23 protein-coding genes and 1 pseudogene are annotated in these 22,893 nt (G+C 71.5%); 14 read left to right on the plus strand and 10 right to left on the minus strand.

Annotation, left to right across the window (positions count from 1 at the left end):
- A partial coding sequence (locus VNL12_RS00230) for a glycerophosphodiester phosphodiesterase family protein (protein ID WP_325590471.1) occupies positions 1–510 on the minus strand: 510 nt, incomplete at its 3' end.
- Positions 507–812: a hypothetical protein gene (locus tag VNL12_RS00235; RefSeq protein ID WP_325590473.1), complete on the minus strand. Its 306-nt coding sequence runs from the start codon at positions 810–812 to the stop codon at positions 507–509. The genes VNL12_RS00235 and VNL12_RS00230, both read right to left, overlap by 4 nt.
- A gap of 122 nt (positions 813–934) precedes the next feature.
- Here VNL12_RS00235 and VNL12_RS00240 point away from each other — a divergent pair, with 122 nt between their 5' ends.
- Both VNL12_RS00240 and VNL12_RS00245 read left to right on the plus strand, forming a co-directional pair.
- Positions 935–1,699: a hypothetical protein gene (locus VNL12_RS00240; RefSeq protein ID WP_325590474.1), complete on the plus strand. Its 765-nt coding sequence runs from the start codon at positions 935–937 to the stop codon at positions 1,697–1,699.
- Between the two features lie 371 nt (positions 1,700–2,070).
- Positions 2,071–2,502, plus strand: a complete 432-nt coding sequence (locus VNL12_RS00245; RefSeq protein WP_325590476.1) for a class F sortase — start codon at positions 2,071–2,073, stop codon at positions 2,500–2,502.
- 30 nt (positions 2,503–2,532) lie between these two features.
- Here VNL12_RS00245 and VNL12_RS00250 read toward each other — a convergent pair whose 3' ends face one another.
- Positions 2,533–3,231: a phosphatase PAP2 family protein gene (locus tag VNL12_RS00250; RefSeq protein ID WP_325590478.1), complete on the minus strand. Its 699-nt coding sequence runs from the start codon at positions 3,229–3,231 to the stop codon at positions 2,533–2,535.
- Positions 3,232–3,234: 3 nt separating this feature from the next.
- On the opposite strand from VNL12_RS00250, the gene VNL12_RS00255 reads away from it, so the two are divergent.
- The 3 genes from VNL12_RS00255 to VNL12_RS00265 all read left to right on the plus strand — a co-directional run bounded on the left by VNL12_RS00255 (position 3,235) and on the right by VNL12_RS00265 (position 5,565).
- Entirely contained in the window at positions 3,235–4,014 is a 780-nt protein-coding gene (locus VNL12_RS00255; RefSeq protein WP_325590480.1) for an electron transfer flavoprotein subunit beta/FixA family protein, read from the plus strand.
- Positions 4,015–4,033: 19 nt separating this feature from the next.
- Complete coding sequence (locus VNL12_RS00260; protein ID WP_325590482.1) at positions 4,034–4,999, plus strand: electron transfer flavoprotein subunit alpha/FixB family protein; 966 nt, start codon at positions 4,034–4,036, stop codon at positions 4,997–4,999.
- A 122-nt stretch (positions 5,000–5,121) separates the two neighbouring features.
- Positions 5,122–5,565 carry a hypothetical protein gene (locus tag VNL12_RS00265; protein WP_325590484.1) on the plus strand — a complete coding sequence of 148 codons (444 nt, stop codon included), beginning with the start codon at positions 5,122–5,124 and terminating at the stop codon, positions 5,563–5,565.
- A gap of 70 nt (positions 5,566–5,635) precedes the next feature.
- On the opposite strand, the gene VNL12_RS00270 is transcribed toward VNL12_RS00265, so the two are convergent.
- From VNL12_RS00270 to VNL12_RS00290, 5 genes are all read right to left on the minus strand, one after another.
- Positions 5,636–6,271: a TetR/AcrR family transcriptional regulator gene (locus VNL12_RS00270; RefSeq protein WP_325590486.1), complete on the minus strand. Its 636-nt coding sequence runs from the start codon at positions 6,269–6,271 to the stop codon at positions 5,636–5,638.
- The gene (locus VNL12_RS00275; RefSeq protein WP_325590488.1) at positions 6,268–8,601 is read right to left on the minus strand and encodes an MMPL family transporter; all 2,334 of its coding nucleotides are present in this window, start codon (positions 8,599–8,601) and stop codon (positions 6,268–6,270) included. Before VNL12_RS00275 ends, VNL12_RS00270 begins: the two co-directional genes overlap by 4 nt.
- A 125-nt stretch (positions 8,602–8,726) precedes the next feature.
- The gene (locus tag VNL12_RS00280) at positions 8,727–9,716 is read right to left on the minus strand and encodes an SCO1664 family protein (RefSeq protein ID WP_325590490.1); all 990 of its coding nucleotides are present in this window, start codon (positions 9,714–9,716) and stop codon (positions 8,727–8,729) included.
- Positions 9,717–9,729: 13 nt separating this feature from the next.
- Positions 9,730–10,251 (minus strand): DUF3090 family protein, encoded by a 522-nt coding sequence (locus VNL12_RS00285; RefSeq protein WP_325590492.1) that lies wholly within the window; start codon positions 10,249–10,251, stop codon positions 9,730–9,732.
- A 126-nt stretch (positions 10,252–10,377) separates the two neighbouring features.
- Entirely contained in the window at positions 10,378–11,022 is a 645-nt protein-coding gene (locus tag VNL12_RS00290; RefSeq protein WP_325590494.1) for an MSMEG_4193 family putative phosphomutase, read from the minus strand.
- Positions 11,023–11,114: 92 nt separating this feature from the next.
- Here VNL12_RS00290 and VNL12_RS00295 point away from each other — a divergent pair, with 92 nt between their 5' ends.
- Both VNL12_RS00295 and VNL12_RS00300 read left to right on the plus strand, forming a co-directional pair.
- Positions 11,115–11,795, plus strand: a complete 681-nt coding sequence (locus VNL12_RS00295) for a uracil-DNA glycosylase (RefSeq protein WP_325590496.1) — start codon at positions 11,115–11,117, stop codon at positions 11,793–11,795.
- A 67-nt stretch (positions 11,796–11,862) separates the two neighbouring features.
- Positions 11,863–12,264 carry a hypothetical protein gene (locus tag VNL12_RS00300; RefSeq protein WP_325590498.1) on the plus strand — a complete coding sequence of 134 codons (402 nt, stop codon included), beginning with the start codon at positions 11,863–11,865 and terminating at the stop codon, positions 12,262–12,264.
- Between the two features lie 46 nt (positions 12,265–12,310).
- Here the strand turns inward: VNL12_RS00300 and VNL12_RS00305 are convergent, their stop codons facing one another.
- Entirely contained in the window at positions 12,311–13,708 is a 1,398-nt protein-coding gene (locus VNL12_RS00305) for a Coenzyme F420 hydrogenase/dehydrogenase, beta subunit C-terminal domain (protein ID WP_325590500.1), read from the minus strand.
- 99 nt (positions 13,709–13,807) lie between these two features.
- On the opposite strand from VNL12_RS00305, the gene VNL12_RS00310 reads away from it, so the two are divergent.
- The 5 genes from VNL12_RS00310 (at position 13,808) to VNL12_RS00330 (ending at position 21,006) form a co-directional block, all read left to right on the plus strand.
- Positions 13,808–15,058 carry an acyl-CoA dehydrogenase family protein gene (locus tag VNL12_RS00310; RefSeq protein WP_325590502.1) on the plus strand — a complete coding sequence of 417 codons (1,251 nt, stop codon included), beginning with the start codon at positions 13,808–13,810 and terminating at the stop codon, positions 15,056–15,058.
- A gap of 47 nt (positions 15,059–15,105) precedes the next feature.
- Positions 15,106–17,313, plus strand: a complete 2,208-nt coding sequence (locus VNL12_RS00315) for a hypothetical protein (RefSeq protein ID WP_325590504.1) — start codon at positions 15,106–15,108, stop codon at positions 17,311–17,313.
- A 133-nt stretch (positions 17,314–17,446) separates the two neighbouring features.
- A complete protein-coding gene (locus VNL12_RS00320; RefSeq protein ID WP_325590506.1) occupies positions 17,447–18,565 on the plus strand; it encodes an acyl-CoA dehydrogenase family protein in 1,119 nt (372 codons plus the stop codon).
- Positions 18,566–18,800: 235 nt separating this feature from the next.
- On the plus strand, positions 18,801–19,508 hold the full coding sequence (locus tag VNL12_RS00325; RefSeq protein WP_325590508.1) for a sulfite exporter TauE/SafE family protein: 708 nt from the start codon (positions 18,801–18,803) through the stop codon (positions 19,506–19,508).
- A 613-nt stretch (positions 19,509–20,121) separates the two neighbouring features.
- Positions 20,122–21,006, plus strand: coding sequence for an MGMT family protein (locus tag VNL12_RS00330; RefSeq protein ID WP_325590510.1), 885 nt, complete (start codon positions 20,122–20,124; stop codon positions 21,004–21,006).
- Positions 21,007–21,100: 94 nt separating this feature from the next.
- Here VNL12_RS00330 and VNL12_RS00335 read toward each other — a convergent pair whose 3' ends face one another.
- On the minus strand, positions 21,101–21,574 hold the full coding sequence (locus VNL12_RS00335) for a VOC family protein (RefSeq protein WP_325590512.1): 474 nt from the start codon (positions 21,572–21,574) through the stop codon (positions 21,101–21,103).
- 621 nt (positions 21,575–22,195) lie between these two features.
- Between VNL12_RS00335 and VNL12_RS00340 the strand changes: the two genes are divergently transcribed.
- Positions 22,196–22,624 carry a helix-turn-helix domain-containing protein gene (locus VNL12_RS00340; protein ID WP_325590514.1) on the plus strand — a complete coding sequence of 143 codons (429 nt, stop codon included), beginning with the start codon at positions 22,196–22,198 and terminating at the stop codon, positions 22,622–22,624.
- A 3-nt stretch (positions 22,625–22,627) separates the two neighbouring features.
- Positions 22,628–22,893: pseudogene (locus VNL12_RS00345) on the plus strand (PIN domain-containing protein); the annotation flags it as partial.

Consider the following 22,893-nt stretch of genomic DNA (forward strand, 5'->3'; position numbering starts at 1 on the left):
CCGGCGCAGGTAGGCCAGCGCCGCGCCCTCGCGCAGGGTGTTGTGCAGCCAGGCCCGCTCGTTGGCGGGGGCCCGGCGGCGCGCCACCGCAACGGCCTCGACCCTGGTGCTCCACAGGCGGGCCCGGTCGAGCATCCCGGCCTCCTCGAGGGTGTCGATGGCGGCGGCCATGGCCACGCCGTCCTTCACGTCGACGGCGAGGTCGAGGCCGTCGGGGAGCACGGCGAGGATGTCGGCGAAGGAGGGCAGTGTCTCCTCGGAGTCCCGCAGGCGGAGCGAGGTGAGCCGCGCCGCTCGGGTGCGACCGACGACGAAGGGCCGCCGGGTGGTCCGCAGGGTGATCGGGTCGTGGGAGAGCACCGGGACGCCGTCGCCGCTCAGGCGGAGGTCGATCTCCACCGCGTCGGCGCCCACCTGCGCAGCGAAGGCGATCCCTTCGCGGCTGTTCTCCGGGGCGTTCAGCGGACACGTGCGGTGGGCGATGACGGCGGCTGTGCCCGACCCGTTCACCGGGGGGACGGCAGCACCAGTTCCCGGTCCCGCTCGCGCTCACGGAGCGGTTCACGGTCGAGGAGCGGCTCACGCCCGAGGACCGGCTCACGCTCGGGCGCGGCCACCGCCTCGATGTCGACCTCCACCGTCTCGCCGGGCCGCGGCGGCTCGAAGCCCGGGTCGCCGCGCCCGGAGTCGGTCGCCCGGCGGCCCCGTCCCCCCAGGAACGGGATGCGATCCTTGTAGCCCACCCAGGCGAAGCGTCCGGCCACCAGGGCGGCCGGCGCCCCCATGGCGGCGTTCCAGCAGTCTCCACACATGCCGGTGAACCTAGTACCGGCGTCGTCGCGGTGGGCCGCGCCGGCAGGTTTGTCGCATGTCGGGTGTGACGTTGGGCGCCCGGCGGACATGGAGAGTCGAAACCGACCACGAGGAGACCCCCATGTTCCCGACCAAGAAGCTGATCGCCCGGATGGGCGCGGTGCTGGCCCTGATGCTCGGCCTGAGCGTCGCTGCGGCCGGCCCCGGCGCCGCCCAGGACCCGGAGCCGACGCCCGCCGACGCGGTGGCCTACATCAACCCCGACACCGGCATGCCCACCGAGAACCCCGACGTCGACCCGAACTCGGGATGCGGTGACGTGGAGGGCGAGGCACCCGACCAGGACGACACCCAGCCCGTGGTCACCGACCCGATGACCGACAACGTCCACACCGATGCCTGCCTCTTCGACGACGCCGGGGCGCGCATCGACGTCCAGGCCGCGTTCCAGGTGTCCGGTGTCGGTTCGGCCTCGGCCTGCCCGGACCCCGACGGCATGGACATCGAGGGCATGGAGGCCGACGACAAGTCGGCGACGCTCTCCAACGGCGACACGCTCTGTGTGCTCTCGGGCTACGAGGACGCCAACGAGGAGTACCACGTGCGCACGGTCTCCGACGTGCCCGGCACCCAGACCATCACGTTCTGCGCCGATCCCGAGGGCAACGGCTGTGACGACGCCGAGCTGACCTCGGAGACGACCGTGACCTGGACCGACGATGCCGGCAACGGTGAGGTCCCCCAGGGTGGTGTCGACACCGGGCTCGCCCCCATCGGTGAGGGCGACGGGTCGGCGACCGGGGCGTTCCTGCCCTTCGCCGCCGCCGCCGTGCTGGCCGGTGCCGCCCTGCTGTCCTGGACCGTGGGTCGCAGGGCCCGGTCCTGAGCCCCACCGCTCGCCTCCGCACCGCTGCGCTCGCGGCGACGCTCCTCCTCGGTGAGGGGGACGGGCCGACCGCGGCCCCGGCGGTGACGACCACGGCGCCCCCGGCCTCGCCCAGCTCGACGACCACGACGGGCCCGGAGCCCACGAGCACGACGGGTCCGGAGCCCACGAGCACGACGGGTCCGGAGCCAACGAGCACGACGGGTCCGACCACCACGACGGCGACGGAGCCCACGACCACGACGGGTCCGGAGCCGACGACCACGACGGGTCCGGAGCCGACGACCACGACGGTTCCCCCCGCCCCCGCCACCACGGCTCCGCCGCCTGCGGCCTCCGAGGCCGGGGAGATCTCCGGCGACGAGCGGCCGGTGCAGGTCGCAGTGCCTGCCATCGGCGTCGATGCCTCCGTGACCCGGCTCGGGCTGAACCCCGACAAGAGCCTGGAGGTGCCCTCCACCGCCCAAGACACCGGGTGGTGGTCGGGCGGGTCGGTACCCGGCACTCCCGGGCCCGCGGTGATCGCCGGTCACGTCAACCTGGCGGGCGAGACGGGGGTGTTCGCGTCACTGGACCGGCTGGGCCCCGGCGACGAGGTCACGGTGCGCCTGGACGCCGGCCAGGAGGTCACCTACCGGGTTGACCGGGTGGAGCGCCACGCCAAGGACGCCTTCCCCACGAACGACGTGTACGGGGCGACCGAGGGATCCGAGCTGCGCCTCATCACCTGCGGCGGAGCCTTCGACCCCGACACCGGCCACTACTTCGACAACGTCGTCGCCTTCGCCTCCCTGGTCTCCTGACCAGGGACCCCGGTCACCCGGCACGGTGCGTCACCGCCGTCCCTCTGGCGAGGGGCGCTCGGCGTCGACCGATGCGGCACGCGATGGGCCCCACCGGGCCTCGACGACGGCGACGGCGGCCAGGCCGCTGAGCAGGCCGAGGGCGGCACCACCGACCACGTCGAGGGGAAGGTGCACACCGACGTACATGCGGGCCAGGCCCACGAGGACGGCGACGACGAGCGCCGGCCATCGGGCCCGGGGCCAGGCCCAGCCGACGGCCACGGCCACGCCACCGGCGATGGCGGCGTGGGAGGACGGGAACCCCGGATCGGCCGGGAGGTGCTGACGCAGCACGGCATCGGTGATCAGCCCGGGGGCCCGGGCCCGATCGACGGTCACCTTCATGACCGTGCTGAGGATCCGGGCGACGAGCCAGGCCCCGCCGATGGCCGCCGCCGCCCGCCGTCGACCGGCCAGCAGCGCGACGAGCGCCAGGAGGAGGCTTCCCACCGACGTGCCGGCTCCCATGACCACCACGAGGGGCAGTCCCGCAGGGCGCGGGAGGTCGTTCAGGGCCTCGAACACCGGCCGCTCGCCGACCACCAGGCCACCCTGCGCCGCCAGCCCCGTGGAGATCGCGAGCATGGTCGCCGCCGCCGTGACCAGCACCGCCCGGGCGCGCGAGCGGGGTGCGGGGCCTCCTCCGCTCGGATTTGGCCCGTCGTCCATGAGCCACCAGACTCCCACCCCATGAACGTGGTCGTCTGTGTCAAGCAGATCCCGGACCCCGCTGATCCCGGCGCCCTCACGTCGGATCACACCCTGAAGCGGGACGGGAAGCTCATCCTCGACGAGTCTGATACCTACGGCGTTGAGATGGCGCTGCAGCTCGTCGACAAGGCCGGGGAGGGCGAGGTCACCCTCGTCTCCATGGCCCCGAACGGCGAGGTGGCGGGGCTCCGCCAAGCTCTCGCGATGGGGGCGGCCAAGGCCATCCTCGTCAGCGACGACGCCCTTGCCGGCACAGGGGCCCTCGACACCGCCAAGGTGCTCGCCGCGGCCATCGGGCGGGCCGAGGGCTTCGACCTGGTGCTCGCCGCCACGGAGTCGTCCGACGGGTACACCGGCACCCTGCCCGAGCAGCTCGCCGCGCTCCTCGACCTGCCGTCGATCACCTTCGCCAAGGAGGTCGACATCGCCGATGGCACCGTCAAGGTCCGCCGCCAGACCGAAGCCGGCTACGACCAGGTCGAGTCGCCCCTGCCCGCCGTGGTGTCGGTGACCGCCGGCGTGGTGGAGCCCCGGTACCCTTCCTTCAAGGGGATCATGGCCGCCAAGTCCAAGCCCCTCGACACCGTCACCGTGGCTGATCTCGGCATCGACGCCGCACTGGTCGGCTGGTCGGGCGCCGGCCAGGAGATCGTCGACGTCGCCGCCGCCCCTGAGCGTGAGGCCGGCGAGGTCATCGAGGACGACGGCGAGGCCCATGCGAAGATCGTCGACTTCCTCGACGGTCTCAAGGTCCTCTGAGGACGAAAGGCAGATCCCCATGGCACTCTCCAAGATCTGGGTCCACGTCGAGGTCGCCGAGGACGTGGTGGCTCCCATCACGCTCGAGGTCCTCGCCAAGGCCCGCACCCTGACCGACAACGTCGAGGCCTTCGTCGGCGGTCCCGCTGACGCCATCGCCGAGGTCCTCGGCGCCCACGGCGCCACCAAGGTCCTCGCCACCGGCGACCTCGAGGGCGGCATGCAGGGCGTCCACCTGGCCGCGGCGTTGGCCCAGGCCATCGAGGGCGGCGAGGCTCCCGACGCCATCTTCTTTGGCTCCACCTACGACGGGCGCGACATCGTCGCCCGGCTGTCGGTGAAGCTCGACAAGCCCGTCATCACCAACAACACCGACGTCGAGGTCGACGGCGACAGCATCGTCGTGTCCGAGCCGATCTTCGGCGGCACACAGATCGTCAAGACCAAGTTCGCCGCCGGCAGCCCTGCCCTGGCGACGTTCCGGCCCAAGTCCTTCGTGGCCGAGGAGTCCGGCGGCGCCGCGGCCGAGGTGGCCGAGCTGCCCCGGGCCGAGGTCGGCGCGGCCGGTGCGGCCAAGATCCTCGATCGCCACGTCGAGGAGAGCATCGGCCCAAAGCTCGACGAGGCGGCTGTCGTGGTCGCCGGTGGGCGAGGACTCGGCGAGGCCGACAAGTTCTCGACCATCGAGGAGCTGGCCAAGCTGCTCAAGGGCGCCCCGGGCGCGTCGCGGGCCATCGTCGACGCCGGTTGGGTGCCGTACTCCTACCAGGTGGGACAGACCGGCAAGGTCGTGAAGCCGACGGTCTACATCGCGGCGGGGATCTCCGGCGCCACCCAGCACATGGTGGGCATGAAGGGCTCGAAGAACATCGTGGCCATCAACAAGGATCCCGAGGCGCCGATCCTCGGCATCGCGGACCTTGGCATCGTCGGCGACGTCCACAAGGTGTTGCCCAAGCTCATCGAGGCCCTCAAGGCCCGCTGAGAGCGACCCGTCGTGACACCGGCCCCGGGCGTGCGCCCGGGGCCGTGTCGCGTCGCCGCGCGCGACCCGCCCATGACCGCCACCGTCGTCGACCGTTGTGGCCGTCATCCCACCGTTGCGCGATGACGGGCTATCACGAACGTCGCTCGTCGAACAGTGGTCGCATCCGGTGGCGGCGCGCCCGTCGTGAGGTGGCGGACCGTCGCGAGCGCCTCGTCGAAGGTGAGGCGGTGGTGGTGCCGTGCAAGGCCCGTCGCACCACCTCCCGGGGGTGGGGGATGTGGGTCGACGGGGGGCTCCGGCTGCCCGGGCCCGAGGGGGGCAGGGCGGAGTTCATGGTCGATGACCCGAACGACGTGGCCCTCGTGACCCGTCGCGGCGAGGCCCCGGTGACCCTCGACCAGCCCCTCGAGGTGTCGGTCCGCGCCGTGCGCTACAAGGCCGAGGCCTTCCACGGCAGCGACGCGCAGATCATCGTCGCCACCTCCCCCCGAAGGGTGGTTGAGATCGCAGTGCGGAACGACGACCTGGAGGCCACGGCCCGTCGCCTCACCGAGCTCTCCTGACGCAGGCGTCGCTCCACCGCCCCGGCTCCGCCAGTTGCGGGATGCGGGCCGCGGGTGTGGGCCGGGGATGTCAGGCGGGGTCGGCCCGGAAGCTGCGGAGGGCGCCGGTCACGAGGTCGTCGACGAGCAGGTCGCGGTCGGGCCAGGGCAGGCCAGGCTTGGCCACGAGCAGGGACGCCAGGCCGTGGACGGTCGACCAGAAGAGGATGCCGACGTGCAGCGGGCCCCGCGTCGCGAGCTCGGGCCGGAGCCGACCCGAGTCGATCAGCTCGGAGGTGACCCGCAGCAGCAACCCGAAGCTCGACTCGTCGGACACCATCTCCTCGGCGTACTCCTGGGCGGACAGCTCGAAGCGGGCCATGAACATGATCCGGTAGTGCTCGGGGAAGTCGAGGGCGTAGCGAACATAGGCCCGGCCCAGGGCGTCGAGGCGGTCCTCCGGCGGGCCGTCGTGCAGGACCTCGCCCAGGGCGTCGGCGAACCGGGCGAAGCTGTGCCTGCACACCTCGAGCAGCAGCATGTCCTTGTCGACGAAGTGGCGGTAGATCGACGGTGCGGTCACCCCCACGGCCTCGGCTACGGCGCGGATCGAGACCGCGTCCTGCGACGCGGTCTCGATCAGCAGCGACTCGGCGGCGAGGAGGATCTCCTCGCGCAGCCGGTCGCCCTCGCCCCGACGGGACCGGGTCCGGGGCGGCGCCGTCACCGAGATCCGACGCGGGGAGGATCAGCTGGCTCGGCTCCCGGCCCGGCACCGCCGGTGAGGTCGACCGAAGGGCCAGGCCGCTCAGAGGCGGCGCCGGACCCTCCGGCGGGTCCCGGTCCACCGTCGAGGTCGACGTGCTTGCGGATGCCGACGCGGTCGTGGATGCGGCGCATCCACCCCGGCGCCCACCAGTTGGCCTCGCCGGCGAGGCGCATGAACGCGGGCACGAGCGTGGCCCGGATCACGAATGCGTCCATCAGCACGGCGAGGGTGAGCCCGATGCCGAAGAGCTTGATGAAGCTCACGTTGCTGGTGGCGAAGGCGGTGAACACGACGGCGATGAGCAGGGCGGCGGCGGTGACGATGCGCCCGGTGCGCTCGAGTCCGACGGCCACGGAGGAGATGTTGTCACGCCCGGCGTCGTGCTCCTCCTTGATGCGTGAGAGCAGGAACACCTCGTAGTCCATCGACAGCCCGAAGGCGATGCAGAACATGAGGATCGGCGTGGTGGCGTCGATGCTGCCGGTGGCGGTGAAGTCGAGGATGCCCGAGAGGTTGCCGTCCTGGAAGATCCACACCATGGCGCCGAACGTGGCCGTGAGGCTGAGCAGGTTCAGCACCAGCGCCTTGAGCGGCACGACCACGCTGCCGAACATCAAGAACAGCAGCATGAAGGTGACCACCGCAATGATGCCCAGGGCCAGGGGTAGCCGCGAGAACAGCGAGTCCTTGCTGTCGACCAGCTGGGCCGGCTCCCCGGCCACCGCCACCTCGAACGGGGCCTCCGCGGCCCGGATCTGGCCGACGAGGCGCTCCCCGGCGGCCGAGACCGGTTCGATCGACGGCACGACCGAGAGCCAGGTGGCGTCGGCCCCCGCGAAGCGCTCGGTGAGCTCGGGGCCGACAGGAATCTCTTGACCGTCGATGTAGGCGCCGGTGACGGCATCGACCCGACCGACACCGGTCAGCTCCGAGAGGTCAACGGCATAGGCGGCGATGGCCTCGTCGCGAGCCGCTCCAGTGCCCGCCGCGGTCGTGTCGGGCGCGACCACCGAGAGGGCCCCCGCCTCCTGGGAGTCGTACTCCCCGCGGAGGACGTCGCTCACCTGTCGGCTCTCGGCCGAGGTGGGCAGCACCCGGTCGTCGGGTCGACCGAGGTCGATGTGGAGGAACGGGCTGCCGAGCAACACGAGGAGCACGACGACCACGGTGATCACCGGGACGGGCCGGCGCATCACCGTCGTGGCGATCCGGTGCCACACCCCGTCGCCCACGGGCTTGGGGGCCTTCCGCCGTAGCGACAGGGAATCGACCCGGTGGCCGAGCGCGGCGAGCAAGGCCGGCAGCACGACCACGGCGAAGAGGCCGGCCATGGCCGCCACCGCCACCCCCGCGTACGCGAACGAGCGCAGGAAGGCCTGGGGGAACACGAGCAGGGCGCAGAGCGAGGCGGCGACGGTCAAGGCGCTGAAGGCCACGGTGCGCCCCGCGGTGCGCACGGTGCGCACCACGGCGTCGTGGGGTGCGAACCCGGCACCCAGCTCCTCGCGGTAGCGCGAGACGATGAACAGGCTGTAGTCGATGGCCAGGCCCAGGCCCAGGGCGGTGGTGAGGTTGAGGGCGAACACCGACACCTCGGTCACCTCGGCCAGGCCCCGCAGCACGACGAACGTGGCGACCACCGAGAGGGCACCGACGACGAGGGGGAGAGCGGCGGCGACCACGCCGCGGAAGATGAGCAGGAGGAGCAGGATCGTGATGGGCAGGGCGATCATCTCGGCCCGCAGGAGGTCCTCCTCGATCGTGTGGTTCACGTCGTTGAACACCGCGCCGTAGCCGCCGGTGGTGACCGTCGCCCCGTCGATCGGCCCGCCGAAGGTCTCACGGAGCTCCCCGGCCCGCTGCACGACGTGGTCCTGGTCGCCCACGATCCGGGCGACGATCAGCGCCGAGCTCTCCGGGGCGCCGTCGACCGAGCGCAGCGGGGGTGGGCGGCCGAGGCTCCAGTAGGAGGCCACGTCGTCGATGTCACCCTCGGCCTCGATCCGCGCCGTGAGGGCCTCGGCCGCACCGGCGACCGAGGGGTCGTCCACCGTCAACCCGTCGGTGGCGGTGACGAGGAACACGATGTTGGGCGACCCGGTGTCGAACTCCTCGGCGAGAGCGGCCTCCGCTCGCGAGGACTCCGACGACGGGTCGTCGAAGCCGCCGGCGGAGAGCTGCTCGGCCACCCCGCCCCCCACCGCCCCGGCAAGGACGAAGGCGACCCCGGCCAGGACGAGGACGAGCCGGCGGCGGGTCACGGACAGGTGGGCCAGACGGGTCAGCACGACGGAGCCTCTCGATTCAGTAACGACGGTAACCTAACGCCGCTAACCATGCGCGCGGAACACACGTCGAGTCCAGATGACGTCGGTCACCCGCGGCAACGGTGAGCGAGATCGGCGGCCCCGGCTCAGATCAGGGGCCAGGGGATGGCTCGGCCGGTGGGGTCGTGAGGGAACCGCCGGGCCGAGCGGATGGCCTTGGCCCGGCGCAGGATCTGGTCGACCTCGTCGTCGAAGAGGAGGTCGGTGACGGCGTCGGGGAGGCCGCACTCGAGCAGGGAGGCGACGCCGTCCATGAGGTCGTCGGGCACGGGGTCGTCGGCGAAGTCCCAGATCACGGTGCGGAGACGGGCCTCGGTCGAGAAGCACAGGCCGTTGTCGATGCCCCACAGGTGGTCCTCGGCGTCGACCAGCACGTGGCCGCCCTTGCGGTCGGTGTTGTTGGCCAGCAGGTCGAACAGGCACATCCGACGCAGCTGGTCGTCGTAGCGGCCCGCGTCGCGCAGCACGAAGTAGTGGCGGGAGAAGTCGGCCTCCACGAAGCGCTGCAGCGAGCCCACGCCGAGCACGTCGTCGCGCACGACGGTGGCGGGGATGACCTCCCAGCCGAGAGACCGGCTCAGCTCATACGCCGCCACCTCGCGGCGGAAGAGGCCCTCGGGGAAGTCCCACAGCGGGCGTTCGCCCTGCATCGGCTTGTACACGGCCTTGAGCCCCTCGGGCAGGGTCGAGCGCCCGCTGCCGGCGCCGTCGGGCCCCGGGCTGTCGTCGTCGTCCCGGTCGGCTTCGGATCCCGACGGGGCCTCGACGTCGCCGCCGGGCTCCTGGTCGTCGTCCCCCTCGCCCTCGTCCCCCTCGCCCTCGTCCCACTCGCCCTCGTCCCACTCGCCCTCGTCGTCCCCCTCGTCGACGGGCTGCCACCCCTCGTCGGAGGGCGCACCGACGCGGACCTGGGCGCCGAGATCGGCCAAGGGGCCCTCGTCGCCGTCGACCGGCTCGAGCTCGTCGTCTCCCAGGTCCCCGACCGAGACGAGGAAGGTGGCGTTGCTGCTCTCGACGATCCGGCCCAGCAGCTCGAGCGGAGCGCGACGCAGCCGGTCGAGCGGCTCGGGGGGCACGACGACCGGTCGGCTAGCGGGGAGGGCCGTGGCCGTTGGTGCGGGGACAGGCGTGATCAGGGCCGCGAGGGTTGCCGCAGATCGGACACGGTGGGCGGCCGGCCTCGACCAGCGCAACGGTGTGGGCGACGAGCGCCGTCACCTGCGTGCGCGTGAGGCGCACCCGCAGGCTCGTGCGATCCGGGCTCAGCAGGTCGGTCTCGTCGTCATCGTCGGGCTCGCCGACCTCCTCGATCAGGATCACGATGAGGTCGCTCACGTCGTCGTAGGCCACCGACAACGTGCCCGCCACCCACTCGGGCTCGAACGGCGCCTCGAGCTCGAGGTCGACCGGCGTCGGGTCGTCGACCGCGGGCAGGTCGGCGAGCACGCCCTGCAGGTACTCGGTCAGGGCCGCGACCTGTTGCTTCTCGCACTTCACGGTGACCTGGGTGGTGCCGGCCCGTACCTGGAACAAGAAGATCCGGCGGCCGGGCTCGCCGACGGCACCGGCCGTGAAGCGGTCGACCGCCTCGAAGTCGTGGCTGTCGGTCATCGAGGCACCGTCCGGGGCGGTCGAGGTCCTGCGTGGTGATCGCTCATCGGGGCATCGTCGCGTGCGGCCGAGGTCGCGCGTCTGGGTCGGCCATGGGGGCGCAGCGGCGCGCCGCCATCCGAGATCTCACGAGGGGACCAGCTTCGAGAGGGGGCCGTCGGTGGTGTTGACGGCGAGCACGATCGTGCCGGTGTCGCCGTAGGCCACCGCCGAGATCGAGCACGGGGACACGACGATGCGTTGGAAGGCGTCGAGGTGCGAGCCGAGGGCGTCGTTGAGGGCGGCCTTGATCGGATCGGCGTGGCTGACGAGCACGATGGTGCCGCCGGGGTGCTGGGCGCAGAGGCGGCGGGTCGCGCCGACGATGCGGGCCTGCATCTCGGAGAACGACTCACCGCCCGGGAAGCGGAAGCCACTGGGGTGGCCCTGCACGGCCTTCCACTCCCGCAGCTTGCGGAGCTTGGAGAGCTCGGCGCCGGTCCACTCGCCGAAGTCGGCCTCGAGCAGGCCCTTGTCGACCTTGACCTTGAGGCCCAGGGCCTTGCCAATGGGCGCCGCGGTCTCGCGGGTGCGCTCGAGCGGTGAGGCGTAGACGGCGCTGACTCGCTTCAACCCGACGAGGCGGGCGGCGGCCGCCTCGGCCTGGACCTTGCCCTCATCGGCGAGGTGCAGCCCGGGCGCGCGTCCGGGAAGGACCGCACCGGTGGTGGCCGTGCGCCCATGGCGGACGAAGAGCACGCGAGTGGGCTTGGGGGCAGAGCTCCGGGCCATGTGGACGGCAACCTAGCGGTGGTTTCCGCTGCTCCCTCCCCCGGTCGGCCGGGGACCGGCGCGGCCCTGAGGCCGGCCCTTAGGGTCGGCTGGTGGTGCGTCGTCGACCCGAGACCCTCGCTGCGCTGGAGGCCGAGATCGTGGCGTGCCGGGCGTGTCCGCGCCTGGTCGAGTGGCGCGAGCGGGTCGGTCGCGAGAAGCGCGCCGCGTTCCGCGACGAGGAGTACTGGGCCCGCCCGGTGCCCGGCTTCGGCGACCCCGCCGCCCACCTGGCGGTCATCGGCCTGGCCCCGGCCGCCCACGGGGCCAACCGGACCGGGCGCATCTTCACCGGTGACCGCTCCGGCGACGTGCTCTACGCCGCGCTGCACCGGGCCGGGTACGCGTCGCAGCCGACGAGCAGCCACCGAGGCGACGGCCTGACGCTCACCGGCGCGTGGATCACCTGCCCGGTGCGGTGCGCGCCGCCGGCCAACGCGGCCACGCCGGCCGAGCGCGACACCTGTCGGCCCTTCCTCGAGCGCGAGCTGGCCCTGCTGGGAGACGTGCGGGTGCTGCTCGTGCTGGGCGGGTTCGGCTACCAGGTGGCGTGCGGGCTGCTCGGGGTCCGTCACCGACCCCGGTTCGGCCACGGGGTCGAGGTGCCCCTCCCCGACGGACGGACCCTGCTGTGCTCGTACCACGTCAGCCAGCAGAACACCTTCACCGGCCGCCTCACCCCGACCATGCTCGACGAGGTGCTGGCCCGAGCCCGCGAGCTGGGCGGGGCCTGACCCGCCGAGCTCACGGGCGGGGTGGTGATGAGGGGCGGCCGACCGACGGCCGGTAGCGTCGGCTGCCGTGTTCCGCCCCCCCCGCCCGTCCCTTCGCCCGCGACGCCTGCTCCTGCTGGCCCTGCCGGGCCTCTTCGTGCTCGGTGCGTGCACCGGCCAGCGGACGATCCCCGACCAGTACGGCGACACGACCCGCAACAACTTCCAGGAGGGCTGTGTCGAGGCCCTGACCGAGGTCCCCGGCGACGAGGGCTTCAACGAGGGCGACACCGGCGGGGCCGAGGCCTTCAGCGCGGACGACGCCCGCGACATCTGCCGCTGCTCCTATGACGACATCTCGGGCGAGGGCGGCATCCCCTACGAGCGGTTCCAGGAGATCACCGAGCAGCGGGAGGACGAGTCCGCCCCCCTGCCCGACGACATCCAGACGATCGTGAGCGATTGCCGCTCCGAACTCACCTCGGGCTGACCCCGGGCCCGAGGCTCAGTTCGGCGCTGGAGTTGGCGCCCCAGGCTCAGGTCGGCGCGGGCGTGTCGTCCGACGACGTGCCCGCAGGAGCGGCGACGGCGGGATCGCCGGCCGCCGCCTTGGGCTCGGGCGTCGGGCCCTCCGGCACCCCAGTCGGGTCGGACCCGGCCCGCACCTCGGCCGGGTCGGGCCCCGCGACCGGCGGCGCGGTGGCCCCGGACGCGTCGCTCTCGGGCGCGTCGGGCTTGGGGGCGTCGGGCTTGGGCGCCGGCGGCGGGAGGCGACGGGGCCCGTCGACGGTCACGCCCTCGGTGGGCCAGCGCTTGCGGCTCTTGGCCGCCAACTTGTGCATGAGCTCGATCGCGCCGGGGTCGTCGTCGCCGGGACGGGTCTCGATGCGTCCGGCGGCCACCAGCCGGTCGATGACCTCGCGGCCGAGCTCGGTGCGGACGATGGTGAGGGTCCAGTCGTTGAACTTGCCGATGCCGCCGGTGGAGATGTCCGCGTGCTCGGCGGCGAAGTCGGGGCATTGCTTGCAGCCCTCGCGGGTCCAGGCGTGGCACTCCTTGAGCGGCACCTCGTGGTAGGCGCCGTCATGGGTCCAGATCTGGAACTTGCCCTTGATGTTGACCTTCTTGATCATGGCCCGGGTCAGGCCGTACTTGGCCTCGAAGAGCTCCTCGAAGATGGCGTCGTCGAAGGTCTTGGAGCACAGCAGCCCGATGTTGAACTTGAAGGGCTTGCCGATCTTGCCCGCCTTGCGGCTCCAGAGCATCGGCGGCACCGACGACTGGCAGCTCATCCCGACCAGGGCCAGGTCCTTCAAGCCCCGCTCCAGGGCCTCGGGCAGGGCGAGGGTGTTGGCCGAGTAGGTGTAGCGGCTGCCGGCCGACGCCATGATCTCCTCCGGCGTGGTGGCCACGCCGGGCACGGCCTTCCACGACGACCCGTCGCCCTCGAGGTAGGAGACGAGGGCGCCGTCGATGTAGCCCTCCTCGAGCAGCCAGAGGAGCATGGCCGAGACCACGCCGCCGTCCTGGCCTGCCTCGTGGACCCCGTCATCCGCGGCCCGGGTGAGCACGATGTCGGAGTAGATGCCCGAGATCTCGTCGGTCTCGCGCTCGCGACCGAAGAGGTGCTCGTCGGCCTGGCTCTCCCACAGGGCATAGCGGGGACACGCACGCGTGCAGCTGGTGCAGCCCTTCTCACCGTGGATGCAGTTGTCGACGCCGAGCTCCTCCTCGAGGTGGAACGGCTTGTAGCCGCCCTGGACGTGGTCGTAGCCGATCACGTCGTGGGGGCAGGCGATCACGCAGCCGGCACAGCCGGTGCACAGCCCGGAGGTGACCACCTCCTCGTAGAGCTCCTTCCACTGCGCGGTCCAGCGCGTGGGGGCGGCCTTCGCGGCCGGGGCGGGGGGCGCATCGGCAACCGTGTCGGTCATGACCGCATCGTAGGTCCGGCCCGCATCGGGGGCGCAGCCCGTCCCGCTGGTGCCCGCGAGCGTTGGCGCAGCCCTGACCGGTCGGTCACGATGGCGGCCATGGACCTGACCTACCCGCCCGAGGCCGAGGCCTTCCGCACCGAGATCCGGGCCTGGCTCGTCGAGAAGCTGCCCGACGGGTGGTTCGACGACGGCTTCGAGATGACGGCCGATGAGCGCAAGGCGTTCAACGAGCAGTGGACCCAGAAGCTCTTCGAGGGCGGCTGGATCTGCGCGACCTGGCCCGAGGAGTACGGCGGCAAGGGACTCTCGCTGATCCAGAGCGTCGTGCTCTCCGAGGAGTTCTCCCGGGCCAAGGCACCCATGCGCGCCGACTTCTTCGGCGACACGCTCGTCGGCCCGACCATCCTCCAGTACGGCACCGAGGAGCAGAAGCAGCAGCTCCTGCCCACGATCCTGAAGGGCGAGACCCGCTGGTGCCAGGGCTTCTCCGAGCCCGACTCCGGATCCGACCTCGCCTCGCTCAAGTGCGCAGCGGTGCTCGACGGCGACGAGTGGGTCATCACCGGCCAGAAGGTGTGGACCACCCAGGCCCAGTTCGCCGACTACTGCTTCCTGCTCGCCCGCACCGACCCGGACGTGAAGAAGCAGGCCGGCATCTCCTACCTGCTGGTGCCCATGCAGCAAGACGGCGTCGAGGTGCGCGGCATCGTCCAGCCCGACGGCACCGACGAGTTCAACGAGGTGTTCTTCGACGGGGCGCGCTGCCCGAAGGACAACGTCCTCGGCGGGGTCAACAACGGGTGGACGGTGGCCAACAGCACCCTCGGCTTCGAGCGGGGCATGTCGGCCACCACCGGCCACCGCCGCTTCGAGGAGGAGTACAAGCTCCTCCTGGCGGCGGCCACCGAGAACGGCGCCCTCGCCGACCCCGTGGTCCGCCAGGGTCTGATGCGCTTCTACTCGAAGATCCAGATCCTGCGCATCAACGGGCTGAGGAACCTCACCGGCAGCCTGAAGGGCTCTCGCGACGCCGGCCTCGTCGCCCTCGGCGCCACCAACAAGATGTTCTGGTCCGAGATGCACAAGGAGGCCATGGAGCTGGCTCTCACCATCTACGGAGCCCACTCGCTGCTCTCGACCGTCGGCCCCGAGGGCGGCTGGCCCGGCACGCTGCGCTCCGACGGCCGCGACGCCTACCCGGTGAGCCCGATGGTCTCAGCCTTCTTCTTCTCCCGCTCGGAGACCATCTGGGGCGGCACCAGCCAGATCCAGCGCAACATCGTCGGTGAGAAGGTGCTGGGCCTCCCCCGTGAGCCCAAGCCCGCTGCGCCCCAGCCCGCCGGCTGACCCGGTCGACCCCGCCGGCGGCGAGGGTGGGCGTGTACCGTCCGACCGTGCTGCGCATCCGGTCCGTGCTCACCGCCCTGCTCTGCGTCGGCCTCCTGGCGGTGACGGCCTGCTCGGGCTCCGACGACGACGCGTCGGACCCACCGGCGACCGACGAGGGCCGGGAGGCGGACGACGCGAGCGGCGCGGTGGAGGTCGGTTCGGGTGACGGCTACGCAGACGCGGACTGGTTTGCTGCGCGCCAGGACGAGTACCTGCTCTTCGCCACCGAGGAGCTCGAGCCCGGCAGCATCACCAACGTGATCGCCCACGCCGAGCGGGCGGCACGCGACCCGGACTTCACCTGGGACGCCGAGGCCGTCACGCCCGAAGCCTTGGCCGAGGTCCTCGACGGCATCACCGGGTGGAAGGACACCAGCGACTTCGACGTGCTCAACCTGGTGAACCTGCTCTACGGCTACCGCGACCAGATCCCCGACGAGACGGTCGCGGTCGTCGAGGAGGCGCTGCTCGGCTTCGAGTACTGGTTCACCGAGCCGACGCCCGAAGGGGTGATCGACGAGAAGTACTACTGGTCCGAGAACCACCGGATCATCTTCCACACCGACGAGTACCTGATGGGCCAGGCCTACCCCGACGAGGTGTTCACCAACGACGGGCGCACCGGCGCCGAGCACCGCGACGAGGCCAAGGAGCGGATCCTCGCCTGGCTGGCCGAGAAGGTCGACCTCGGGTTCAGCGAGTGGCACTCCGACGTCTACTACGAGCTCGACGTGACCCCTCTCCTGACCCTGGTCGAGTGGGCCGAGGACGACGAGGTGGCCACCCGCGCCGCCATGGTGCTCGACCTGGTGCTCTTCGACGTCGCCCTGCACCTGCAGGACGGCAATATGGGCGTCACCCACGGCCGCTCGTACATGAAGAACAAGAGCAAGGCGACCGATCAGAACGTCTTCGGCCTGGCCAAGCTGCTCTTCGACGACACCGACGTGCCGTACACGTCGCGGGGCGACCGCGGCGCGTCCCTGCTGGCCCGGGCCGCCCGGTACCGGCTGCCGGAGGTGCTGCGCCGGGTGGCGTCGTCCGAGGAGCCGATGGTCGATCGCGAGCGGATGGGCGTGCCCCTCGACATCACCGTCCCGGTGGAGGCGGACCCCGAGGCGCCCTACGGCTACGCCTTCGACGATCCCGAGAACCTGGCCTTCTGGTGGGAGCGGGGCGCCCAGGCGGCCTGGCAGGTGGCTGAGCTGACCGTCGACACGCTCAACACCTACGACCTGTGGGAGACGCCGACCTTTGCGCCGTTCGTGGCCCTGCGGGACCTCGCCGCCGCCGACTTCGAGGCGGCCCGGAGCACGCTCCAGAGCATCGCCCCGTACCTGACCTTCGCCCTGCTGAACGAGTCGAACACCGTCACCTACCGGGCCGCCGAGGTGATGCTCTCCACTGCGTCGGACTTCCGCCCCGGCACCTACAGCGACCAGCACCACGTCTGGCAGGCCACCCTCGACGAGGAGGCGGTCGTGTTCACCACGCACCCCAAGAACGAGCCGTTCGAGGGCGAGGACTCCTGGCCCGACGCCGACGGCTACTGGACGGGGTCCGGGTCGCTGCCCCGGTCGGTGCAGCACGGCGCGGCCGGCATCAGCCTCTACGCCCCTCGTATCGACGCCGAGGGCCCCTTCGGGTTCGACCACCTCGACTACACCCACGCCTGGTTCCCGACCGAGCGCTTCGACGAGGTCGTCCGCGACGGCGGCTGGACCTTCGGGCGCCAGGGCGACGGGTACGTCGGCCTGTGGTCCTGGCGGGCCCCGGAGTGGCGCACGCACGCACCCGACGAGGTCTTCACCGACGGCCTCACCGAGCCCTTCGACCTCGTCGCGCCCGGTGGGCCCGACAATGCCTGGATCGTGCAGGTGGGCGACGCCGAGGCCGGCACCTTCGAGCAGTTCCAGGAGTCGCTCCGCTCCGCCGAGCTCACCGTTCAGCCCCGACCCGAGACGCCCGAGGGACACCCTGGTGGGTTCGACGTCACGTTCGACTCACCGACCGAGGGGCCCATGTCCGTCGGCCAAGACGGCACCTTCACCGTCGCCGGCGAGGACGTGGCGCTCCGTCACGACCTCCGCTACGACAACCCCTGGGCCCAGGTCGAGTTCCAGAGCCGGGCGTTCGAGATCGCTGACGAGGAGGGCGGCCTGGCCCTCGACTTCGACGAGGGCACCCGTACCGCCGAGACCGCCGCCGGCTGACGAACTTTGAGCGGTTGTGTGCAGTAGTGGCGCACAACCGCTCAAAGTTGGTCGGTGCGACGGACGTGATCCCCGGTGGCACACATCCGTACGAAGTTGACGGGTGGAGAGGGGTGGGGGGAGAGTCGCGAGCGTGACCCTGGACTTCGCCCTGTCGCCCGAGCTGGAGGCCCTCGCCGCCGAGGCCCGGGAGGTCGGCCGCGAGTGGGCCGATCGATGCGCGATTCGGGAGGACTCCTGGATCGCCGGCCACGACGCCGAGGTGGCCAAGGACCTCGCGGCGCGGGGCTGGCTGGGCATGACCTGGCCGGTCGAGTCCGGCGGCGGCGGGCGCAGCGCCATGGAGCGCTTCGTGGTGTTCGAGGGCCTGATCAGCGCAGGGGCGCCGATCGCGGCCGCCTGGTTCGCCGACCGCCAGATCGGCCCGACGCTGCTGGAGTTCGGTACCCCCGACCAGCAGGCTCGGTTCCTGCCCGGCATCCTCTCGGGCGAGGCCATGTGGGGCATCGGCATGAGCGAGCCCGACGCCGGCTCCGACGTGGCCGCGATCCGCACCCGGGCGGTCCTCGACGGTGAGGAGTACATCGTCGACGGACAGAAGATCTGGACCAGCGGCGCGGCCCACGCGGACTTCGTCTACCTCGTGGCCCGCACCGACCCCGACGCCCCACCCCACAAGGGGCTCTCCGAGCTGGTCGTCGACCTGGGCTCCCCGGGCGTGAAGGTCGTGCCCATCGTCGACATGACCGGCGACGACCACTTCTGCGAGGTCTACTTCGACAGCGTGCGGGTGCCGGTGACCAACCTCGTCGGTGAGCTCAACGGCAGCTTCAAGCAGATCATGCGCCAGATGGAACACGAGCGCGGCGGCATCGACCGGCTCGTGTCGAACCGTCGGCTCTACGAGGACGTCATGGCCGGCGCCGACCTGTCGGACCCGGTGCTGCGCCAGGAGGCTGCCGCCCTCGAGATCGACTACCGGCTGGGCCGCCTGCTGGTGCTGCGCGAGGTGCTGGGCCAGGCGCCCCGCGGCTTCTCGGCTGCGACCAAGACCTTCTGCACCGAGCACGAGCAGCGCGTGGCGGACTTCTGCGGGCGGGCCCTCGGCCCCGCCGCCCTCGTCGCCGACACCGAGCTACACGCCCGCGCGGCCCGCAACATCACCTACGCCCCCGGCTACACGATCATGGGCGGCACCACGTCGATCCTGCGCAACATCCTGGGCGAGCGGGTGCTCGGCCTGCCCCGTTGACGAGGGCGCCGACCGATGGTCGGGTGCTCGGGTGGACTGGTAGCGGATCCGGGTGCCCCCACACCCGGTCTCCCTACCAGTTCCCGTGGTGCGCCGAGCGGGCCCCCGGACGAGGCGGATGCCGGGCGTCACCGCTCGGCTCCCGCCCTTCGCCCCGGAGCGGCCCCGACCCGATGGATGTGGGGTGCCCGGGGATGGCGCGCCATCCTGAGGTCGTGACGACGTGGTGAGCGCGATGCAGCTGGTGTTGGCCGCGGGCGTGGTCGCCCTGGGAGCCACCGTGCAGCGCACCCTCGGGTTCGGCGCCGCGCTGGTGGCGGTGCCTCTCCTGTTGATCATCGACCCCCGCCTGGTGCCCGGGCCGATCGCCATCGCCGGCATCGCCCTCGTCGTGTTGATGTCGGTGGGCACCAGCGGCGACGCCGACTGGCGCGGCGTGCGCTGGATGGTGTTGGGCCTGGTGCCGGGCACCGCCGCCGCCGGCCTCGCCCTGCTCACGCTGTCGCCGGACCTGCTGGCGCTGACCGCGGGGGCCATCGTGTTGGTTGCGGTCGCGGCGGTGGCGACCCGCAGCCACGTCCGCATCGGGCGACGGTCGTTGCTGGGCAGCGGCGCCCTGGCGGGGTTCATGGGCACCACCGCGGGGGTCGGGGGACCGCCCATCGCCCTGCTCTACAGCTCCGCCACCGGTTCGACCCTGCGGGCGACGCTGGCCCGGGTGTTCCTGGCCAGCTCGGTCATGACCGTGGCGACCCTTGCCCTCACCCACCGCCTGGGTGCCACCGAGCTCTCCGCCGGGCTGGCCATGATGCCCGGCGGACCGCTGGGTCTGCTGGCCGGGCGCAAGGTGTCGGCGCGCGTCGACGCCTCCCGACTCCGGATCGGCGTGCTCGTCGTCTCGGCCGCGTCCGCCCTCGTCGCCATCGCCCGCGTCGTGCTGTAGAAGCTACGCCTGGTCGGCGGCGAGAGCGCCCCGGGGTCGGAGAACCGCAAGCTGCCACTCTGGTGCGGCCTCCGAGCCCACCAGGGCGGCAGTTCAGCCGACGGCGACATCGGGCGGACTGAAGCGGTGCTCGTCGTACAGTGCGGGCGATGGCAGAAGAGCAGCTGTTCACCGTCTCGGGAGACCACGCCACTCCTGCGAGGCGACTCGGCCTGACGGCGGCAGGGCTCTTGGAGCGCCGGCACCTGCAGGAATGGATCGGTGTCTCATCCTGCGATCCTCGGCGAGGAGGTGCTCCTCGTCACCTTCGAGTTCGATCGTTGGGTCACCGGCGCAGGCAATCCGACGCTGGAGCGTCTGGACGTTCTCGGGCTCGACCGCAATGGTCGCCTGGTTGTCGCCGAGCTGAAGCGGGACAGGGCGACCGCACGCCGTTGTCGTACAGGGCCTCAACTACGCGGCAATGGTCTCGAGGTTCAACGTCGACCTGCTCGTCGAGGCCTACGTGCACCGTCGAGGGAGCGACCTGGATCCCGAGGGCGCCCTGGAGGAGCTTCGTGTGTGGGCGCCCGGATTGTCTGATGAGTCCCTCGGACCGCCGCGGTTGGTGCTCGTGGCCGAGGACTTCGGACCGATCCTAACCAACACGACCATGTTCCTCATCGAGCAGGGGCTCGATCTCCGGCTGGTCCGGATCCAGCTCTACGAGCTCAGTGATGGTCAGCTTGCGCTCACCTCGTCCCAGCTGCTCCCGGTTCCCGATGCCGAGGAGTTCATGGTCCGGCCTCGCTCCTCGGCACCGACGCAGAGGGCGACCCGGGCCGATGCCCACCGTTCCCGAGTCGCGCGGTTGGTCGAAGCTGAGGCCCTCGGGCGTGACCAGGAGCTGCAGATCGTCGTCCCCGCGCAGGTCAAACAGGACCGGGAACGCATCGCTGATTGGCTGGGTGCTGATCCGTTGCGCACGAACGTCACCTGGACCTCCGACATCTCCCATCCGGTCAAGTGGGCTGCAGACGACACGACGTGGTCTCTCGGTGGTCTCGTGCGCAGGGTCATCGAACTCGCTACAGGGGCGCCACCGGCGGCGAACGTGTGGGGCGCCAACTGGTTTGTGACCGACGGCCATCGGTTGGATCAGCTCGCCGACTCGCTCGCGACGAGGGCGCAGTTCGACTGGGGCCGACTCCATGAGCTGCTCGGCAAGGTCCCGGCCGGTCGGTGGACCACCCCTGGCGATCTCGCCGCGATCGTGGGCACCGCGCCCCAATGGCTCGGGAGGCACTTGGCGTCATGCGTCGAGTGCCCGAACGCGTGGCGCGTGCTCGGAGCCGACGGGAAGGCACGCCCGGGCTTCGCCTGGAGCGATCCGATGAACACTCGCACTCAGGACGAGGCGCTGCGCGGTGAGCAGGTCGAGTTCCAAGCTGACATGGCTGACCCTGCGAAGCGTCTGACCACGACCGATCTGGGTGACCTCGTCGCGGTCGACGACTGAGAGGCCGGCGGGGCCCACTCCTCCGATGAGCGGCCCGGGCAGGGGTCCCGGGCGGCTCGCTGTGCCGCACCGATCACACCGAGTCCGGTCCCGGCTACGCCTCATCGGCGGCGGCGTGGAGCGCGGCCAGGTCGATCTTCTTCATGCCGAGCATGGCCGCCATGGCCCGTTGCGCGCGCTCTGGGTCAGGGTCGGTCAGCAGATCGCCCATGCCGACCGGGATGACCTGCCAAGACACGCCGTAGCGGTCCTTCAACCATCCGCACTGCACCTCCTCTCCGCCCTCGGAGAGCTTGGCCCAGTAGTCGTCGACCTCGGACTGATCTGCGCAGTTGATCAGCAGGGAGATCGCCTCGTCGAAGGTGAACTGCGGGCCGCCGTTGAGCGCGGTGTACTCCTGGCCGTCGAGCACGAAGTCGACGGTCAGCACGGTCCCGGCCGGTCGCGGACCGGCCTCGCCGTAGTAGGTGACGTTCGTGATCTCGGAGTTCGGGAACACCGAGACGTAGAACTCGGCGGCCTCCTTGCCTTCGGTGTCGAACCAGAGGTTGGGGGTGATCTTGGGCATGGCACGTCTCCTGTCGTCGGCGGTCTGGGCCATCCGCGAGTACCGACGATCGCCGCGCCCAAGACTCATCGCCACGCCGCCTGCCGCGGCTCCAGGGCCGCCTGTTTCCCGGCGACTGGTGAGGCCCGCCAGGACGGTGTGCCGTTGCGCGCCGGCCCGCCCGGCGGGCCACGTTGGCCCCGACGCATCGCCCTTCAGACGCGGATGATCGATGCCCTTGCTTCAGTGCTTGGCGGACGCGAGCAGCGCGGCGATGTCGTCAGCGTCGCTCATGATGACCTCGACGTCGCCTTGGGCCACAGTCCCGTCCCGCGGCTCGCACGAGGTCGTCGGCCCTGACCGGCGGCGTTCGCTGGTCAGGGCCCCGATCGCGGAGCGTCCCCGAGGCGACTCGAACGCCCGCACACGGCTCCGGAGGCCGCACTCTTTCGAGTCATCGCCGCTGGTCAGAGTATGGAAGAAGGTCTCGTGGGTACGTTCCTCCCATGGCCCTCCCAAAGGTGCGGCGATCGCGGTGACCGTGCAGGTTGGAGCGCCGATCGGCCGAGAGGCGCCGACACCAGGGCCGACCCGAGTCCGGCCGGACTTTCGTTTCTTTCGTTTGTGTCGTATGCTGGGTCCATGGCTCCTGTCGTTCGCTCCGACGCGCCACCGGTCGATCTGGCGTCCTTCGTCGCCGCGACGCGGGATGAGGTGGGCTCCGGTGCCCGGCTTCGGTTGCTGGTCGGTGGGGTGACCTGCGAGATCGACGGTGAGCTGGCCGAGGGCATCGTGACGTTCCTGCAGGCGGCGGCCTCGGGCTCTTCGGTCGACGTGACGGCCCTGTCTCCGGAGCTGACGACTGGTCAGGCGGCTGACCTGCTCGGGGTGTCTCGCCCGACGGTGGTCGCGCTCGTCGACAAGGGGACGCTGCCGGCCTCGCGGGTGGGGACGCACCGGCGCATCAGGACCTCGGACCTGCTGGCCTACCGGGAGCGGTCGCGACGGGACCGCCGCGCCGCGCTGGACGAGGTGATCGAGGTCTCCGACGAGCTGGGCCTCTACGAGTAGGCGGTGCGTCGCCTGCGCGTCCTGCTGGACGCCAACGTCCTCGTCAACGCCCAGGTCCGGGACCTCATCTGCCGGCTGGCCGAGGCCGAGCTGATCGACGTGCGGTGGAGCACGACGATCCTGGACGAGACGCGCCGGGCGCTGGTCGATGGCCTCGGCCTCGATCCCTCCAGGGCCGACCGGTTGCTCGATGCCCTGGGTCGGGCCTTCCCGGAGGCGGCCGTCGAGGGGTTCGGGGCGCTGATCGACCAGACGCAGCTCCCCGACCC

The organism is Iamia sp. (assembly GCF_035575815.1).
In the GTDB taxonomy this organism is placed as follows: domain Bacteria; phylum Actinomycetota; class Acidimicrobiia; order Acidimicrobiales; family Iamiaceae; genus Iamia.